The organism is Streptomonospora sp. PA3 (assembly GCF_009728995.1).
Classification (GTDB): Bacteria; Actinomycetota; Actinomycetes; order Streptosporangiales; family Streptosporangiaceae; genus Streptomonospora.
The window spans coordinates 1-5,926 of record NZ_VTZW01000018.1 but is presented as its reverse complement, the minus strand read 5'-3'; the positions used below and the strand labels follow the sequence as shown (position 1 = coordinate 5,926).

The window sequence follows — 5,926 nt, the reverse complement described above, 5'->3', positions numbered from 1 at the left end:
GACCAAGGGCGACGACTTCGACGGGGCGGTCACCTCGGTGGGCACGGCGTTGATCAACTTCGCCAACGATGTGCGGCCGATCAAGAGGCGGTTGCAGACGCTGAAGGCCGATGCGGAGTCGTTCCAGTCCAAGATCTCCGGTGATGAGGACTGGCGTGAGGACGAGGACAAGATCAATGAGCTGGACTCGCTGAACAACGACATCCTGCAGGCGGTGTTTGAGTATCAGCGGGCCGAGCGGGAGTGCGCCAACACGATCACCGCGTTGTTCGGGGGCACGACGTTCGTGGCCACCGAGCCGGGTGAGCAGGGCTCCTTGGGTGCCAACCAGGTGGCGCACGGCACGAGTGAGGCGTTGAAGGACATCGAGACGCCGTGGGTGACGCCGCAGGAGCATGATGCGCCGTGGTGGGAGGACGTCGGCAACGGCATCAAGGACTTCGGTGTGGGTATCGCCGAGGACCTGGGTGCTCTGGTGGGCCTCTACGGCGAGGGCGGCTGGGGTGTGAGCTCCTGGAGTGAGTGGGGCAGCAACCTCAAGAACAACTGGGGCGACACTCTCAACGGCCTGGGCAGCCTCGTTGGCTTCTACGGCAAGGACGGCTGGGGGGTGAGCTCCTTCGGCGAGTGGTGGGGCAACTTCTCCTCGGGCTGGACGGAGTTCGCCCACGCGGTGGTGCCCTGGCGCGAGTGGGGGGATCGGCCGGGGTATGTGATCACGCAGTCGGTGCTGAACATCGGGAGTATGGCGCTGGGTGGTGCCGGCGTGGTCAAGGCGCTGGCCAAGGGCGCCCGCAAGGTCGGCGGCGACGGCTCCGAGACCTCGGGCGACACCAACGGCGACACCGACAGCAACGGCCAGCCCTCCGACGGCCAGCTGCAGGGGCTCCAGCAGATCGGCAACCGCCCGGGGCAGCAGTCCACCCAGGACCTGCAGAACCAGCTCGACGACATGAGCCTCGACCAGGACCAGCTGCAGGGCCTGCAGAACTCCCTGGACGACGCCGAGGCCCTGGAGAACCGCGCAACTCCGGTGGGCGGCGGCAACGATCCGGTCGACGTCGATCCGGCGTTCAACAACGGCAACGGCGGCCAGTACCAGTCCACCGGCAACGGCGGTGGCAGCCCGGGCGGATCGGGTGGCCCCGGCGGCGGAAGCCCTGACGGCCCCGGCAGCGGCGGTCACCCGAGCGACCCCGGTGGTCCGGGAGGCCCGAGCGGCCCAAGCGGTCCCCTCGGCGGTCTGGACGGCAACGGCGGGCCCGACGGCCAACAGAACGGCAACCAGCAGGACGCCGGCAACACGGAGACCCCCGCCGACCCGGTCGACACCGATCCCGCGCGGCCGGGCAACACGCCCGACGGTGACGCCCCGAACAGCGACCTGGGCGAAACCACCGACCCCGTGGACACCGATCCGGTCGACACGGACCCGGCGGACACCGATCCGGTGGACGCGGATACCGGAGACACCGACCCCGCCGACACCGATCCGGTCGACACCGACCCGGTGGACAACGTCGACAACAACGCCCCGGCCGGCGACACCACTCCGGGCGCCGACCCCGACAGCGGCATCGACCCGAACGATCCCTCCACCTGGCCGGGCCAGGTCGACGAGGACGGCGTCCGCCACTTCGACACCGACGACGCGGGCGAGCAATACGGCGAGGAGGTGCTCCGCCCGGAGACCTACGAGAGGCTGACCGAATCGCAGCGTGAAGGACTGGAGGACTACACCCGCCAGTCCTGGCTCAACCCCATTCTGCGGGGCCAGGCGACCACCCAGCAGATCCTCGACATGAAGTGGAAGAGCGTCGGCCCCGGCATGCACCTCATGGACATGGTCGATGGGCGTATCAGCATGACCGACGTCGAGCGCGCATTCGACAATCAGAAGGACCTTACGGAAGAACAGCGCATCATCGTCAACGACATCATGCAGTCGGAGAACCCCGATGCGCGGCTCGAACAGTGGATCGACAGCGCCGGCGGCCGTGGGCGGATGATTCAGACGTTCGACGGGTTCCCCACGCCGGAAGAGGTCGACCAGCGAATCGCGGACATGGACGCCGGCTTCCAGAGGACCGCGCTTCCCGAAGACGTCGAAGTGGTCCGGGGCCTCCACGATTTCAGCTTCATGAAGGGCTTCGACCCCAGCAGTCCGAACGCCTATGAGGCGCTGAAGAAGATGATCGGGGAGACCCAGTCCGACAACGCCTACATGTCGACGTCGCTCGGCAAGAACCCGACCGTGGTCGACAACAATCCCTACGAGTACAAGTTCCACCTCAACGTGCCCGAGGGCCATCCCGGCGTGTGGATGGGCAAGAGCAGCATCTACCCGGACCAGCGGGAACTCATCCTCCCGCGGGGTACGGAGTACGTCATCAGGAGCGTCGAGAAGCTCGGCGACGGCAGCATCAAGGTGAATGCGGACGTCCTGATGCCTGGCAAGGATTAGAGGTGACGGTGTGAACAGCGACAGCGAAGCGTTCCCCGCAGCTTCCGCGCCATCGGCAAACGCGTCCGGCGGCGGGGGCGCATCCCGCAGAGGAACGCCCGGAGTGAGCTATTCGGCGAAGGTGTCGGGACCGGTGCGCTATCTGCCGGTGGAACTCGGTGGCGAGGTGATCGGGTACCTGTATGCCGGCGTGCGTACCAGCGGGGCTTCCTTTATCCGCCGCCTTAGTGCACAGGACGTCAAGACCGGCTTCCAGGCCGCCCGAGTATGGTCGGAACGACTGGAGGAGGGATACGCCGCGCGGCTTCCCGCCGAGGAGACCCTGCGGCGGTGGATCGGCGCCGAGGAGCATCCCATAGCGGGTGCGGTTCCGCGACGAGCCGAGTTCGCGGAACTGGGCAGCTATGAGGAGCTGCGGCAACTGGCGAATCCGGACCACAGCGAGCCGCCGGTGCCTCCGGCCCCGCCCGAACCCGAGTTCTTCCCGGACGGCACCCCGACGGACCGGTCGAAGGGATGGGGCCCGCTGGGGCCGTTCACGACCAACGGCCCGGGCTATAAGATGGCCACCGATTCGGCGGTGCGCTACCTGCCCGCCTACCGCGGCGATGTGCTGCTGGGTTACCTGTGGGTGGCGGAGACCGACGACGCGGCCGGATTCGTTCCGCGTGCCAAGGCCCGCGCCGACGGCCACCGCGCCGAGAGGCGGTGGATCGACCGGATGCGTGAGGCCGAGAGCCAGGGCCTGCCGCCCTCGGAGATGCTCCGCAGCTGGATCGGCGCCGAGGAGGACCCCAAGGCCGGCCGCCTCCCGTCCGACGCCGCGGAGCAGCGCGCCGAAAGCCTCGACGATTTGAGGATTCGCGCCCGCGACTGATCGGGTGCGCCGCCGCGGGGCTGTTCCCGCGGCGGCCCCGCCCGACACAGCCGTTGGCACGTCGTGAGTCGGCCCAGCAGAATGCTGTTCCATGGTGCGACGAATCCGCGGCAGTGCCGATGTCGGCCCCTACGACGGGAGTCCGGACCAGCAGGAGGCGAAGCGCAAGTGGGCCGAGCGCGAAGAGGCGCATCGCCGCTTCGTGGCGAAGGCGTTGGAGATCGCGGAATTCGCGTCGCTGGGTGTGGACCGGCACAGTCCCTCGCCCATCCGGCGGCTGGCCGAACTCAGTGCCGAGACGATGGCCGACCCCCAGACCATAGCCGAGCTCCTCAACGACGAGGGCAGCTTCCGTGAGGAGCCGTGGAACACCATCACGGTGATGAGCTGCATCGAACAGCTATGGCCGCATTCGGGGTACTTCGCCTGGCCCAAGGAGTTCGGGACGTATCCGGGCTACCTCGGCGGGCTGCGCGACCGGATGGGCGGTGGGGAGGTGGCCTCCAACGCCTTGCGGATCGGCCCGGGGCGCTCGCAACAGCGGTGCATCCGGTGCGAGTCCCGGTGGCCGCCCGGCTGGCCGGGGACCGAACGGGAGTCGACTTACCCCGGTGAGCCGGCCACGGGCTGTCCCGACTGCGGCTGCCCGTGGACCTCCAGCGGCCTGGTCCGCGGCGCGGACGCCCGCGAGCACAGCATCATCGACCTGCACTGGATGCTCTACCGCTTCGCCCCCCGGAAACCGGGCCCGTGCCCGGTGTGCGGTGCCGAGCGTGTACTGGCCAATTCGGGACGCCCCGATTGGATCATCATCCGGCAACTGGACTGGGCGTGCTCCGCTGCGGATCCGTGGGCTTCGCCGGATCCCCTGGTCCCCGCGGGCAGGAGAGCCGCAGAGATGGAGCATTACCGCGCCGCGCTCGAACCCGCGGAGTGGGAGTCCGAGGCGGCGCACTATGCCTACTGGATGGCCGTGGACGTGCTGCGGGTGGCCGCCGCGAACGGTGAGGAGGCCGAGCTGCCCCTCGGCGCGGTGTATGAGGCGCTCGACGGCAGCGGGCAGCGCTGGGTCTACGGTTCGGGCGGGTGGCGGCCGGTGCCGACCGAGCACGACGACGGCTGACCGGCGAAGCCGCGGGCGAGGCCCCGGACGCCGCGCGAAGGGGGACTCGGGGGTGCGGGCGGACACGGCCGTGCCGGCGCCGTGCGCGCCCCGTTGTGCGGCTCAGGCGCGCAGCGAGGAGTCCAGGGTGCTCATCAGCTCCGCGACGCGATTCCTGGCCGTCGCTGCGGGGGGATACCGGCGGAGAACGTCGACCAGGACCGGTGCCGCCCGCTGCCGAGCACGCTCGATCGCCCTGTCTGCGACGCCGGGATCGCCGCCCGCTTCCAGTTCCGCCACCCGCGCCGCACTCGCGGCTGCGCGCAGGATGTGGCCCACCTGGCGGGCATCGGCGAGTGGATGCAGGTAGGCGGCGGAGGCGGCGTCGCCGGCGCAGCGCGCGGCGAGGCGCGCCGCCTCGGTGGGGGCCTCCTTGGCCGCCCGATGGGCATCCAGCGAGGTGACGCGCTGCAACCTGGTCCTGCGCGCGCCGTCCGCGAACTCCCATGCCGCGGCCACGGCCGCGCGGGGCCGCGGGTCGTCGGGACGGGCGACCTCGAAAACGGGGAGGACCTCTTCAGCGCTCTGCGCCACGTAGCGTGCCACGGCCCGTAGTTCGTCCATGGTCAGCTCGAAGTCGCCGGACACGGTATCCATGAGACGACGATCTCATGGGGTGGCCGTCCCGGAGGCGGCTGTGGTAGATCGGGAAGGCCTGTGTAGAACTCCCTGATCCTCCCGGCGGTGGCGTTTTGAGTGAGAAGGTGATCAGTCCCGAGGACGTCCCGATTCCCCCGGTCGATTGCGATGCGGTGGAGAAGGCCGGGGAGAAGCTCAAGGGCGACGGGGACGATGTGTCCCAGGCGGGTCAGGACATCAAGTCCTCCTGGCAGGGGCTGCAGGGGATCTACTCGGCTCCGGAGCAGGAGACGCTGTTTGCGGCGATCGATCCGGTGGCGACCAAGGGCGACGACTTCGACGGGGCGGTCACCTCGGTGGGCACGGCGTTGATCAACTTCGCCAACGATGTGCGGCCGATCAAGAGGCGGTTGCAGACGCTGAAGGCCGATGCGGAGTCGTTCCAGTCCAAGATCTCCGGTGATGAGGACTGGCGTGAGGACGAGGACAAGATCAATGAGCTGGACTCGCTGAACAACGACATCCTGCAGGCGGTGTTTGAGTATCAGCGGGCCGAGCGGGAGTGCGCCAACACGATCACCGCGTTGTTCGGGGGCACGACGTTCGTGGCCACCGAGCCGGGTGAGCAGGGCTCCTTGGGTGCCAACCAGGTGGCGCACGGCACGAGTGAGGCGTTGAAGGACATCGAGACGCCGTGGGTGACGCCGCAGGAGCATGATGCGCCGTGGTGGGAGGACGTCGGCAACGGCATCAAGGACTTCGGTGTGGGTATCGCCGAGGACCTGGGTGCTCTGGTGGGCCTCTACGGCGAGGACGGCTGGGGTGTGAGCTCCTGGAGTGAGTG

Annotated in this window: 4 protein-coding genes and 1 pseudogene; 4 read left to right on the top strand and 1 reads right to left on the bottom strand. The window is 68.9% G+C overall.

Features of this window, described 5'->3' with window-relative positions; all coding sequences use genetic code 11:
- The 3 genes from FZ103_RS19210 to FZ103_RS19200 all read left to right on the top strand — a co-directional run.
- A partial coding sequence (locus FZ103_RS19210) for an ADP-ribosyltransferase (protein WP_222936805.1) occupies positions 1-2,464 on the top strand: 2,464 nt, incomplete at its 5' end.
- Between the two features lie 103 nt (positions 2,465-2,567).
- Complete coding sequence (locus FZ103_RS19205) at positions 2,568-3,341, top strand: hypothetical protein (RefSeq protein WP_156003047.1); 774 nt, start codon at positions 2,568-2,570, stop codon at positions 3,339-3,341.
- A gap of 91 nt (positions 3,342-3,432) precedes the next feature.
- The gene (locus tag FZ103_RS19200) at positions 3,433-4,464 is read left to right on the top strand and encodes a hypothetical protein (RefSeq protein WP_156003046.1); all 1,032 of its coding nucleotides are present in this window, start codon (positions 3,433-3,435) and stop codon (positions 4,462-4,464) included.
- Positions 4,465-4,566: 102 nt separating this feature from the next.
- Here the strand turns inward: FZ103_RS19200 and FZ103_RS19195 are convergent, their stop codons facing one another.
- Positions 4,567-5,100: a putative immunity protein gene (locus tag FZ103_RS19195; RefSeq protein WP_156003045.1), complete on the bottom strand. Its 534-nt coding sequence runs from the start codon at positions 5,098-5,100 to the stop codon at positions 4,567-4,569.
- Positions 5,101-5,207: 107 nt separating this feature from the next.
- Between FZ103_RS19195 and FZ103_RS19190 the strand changes: the two are divergent.
- Positions 5,208-5,926 (top strand): annotated as a pseudogene (locus tag FZ103_RS19190) (hypothetical protein); the annotation flags it as partial.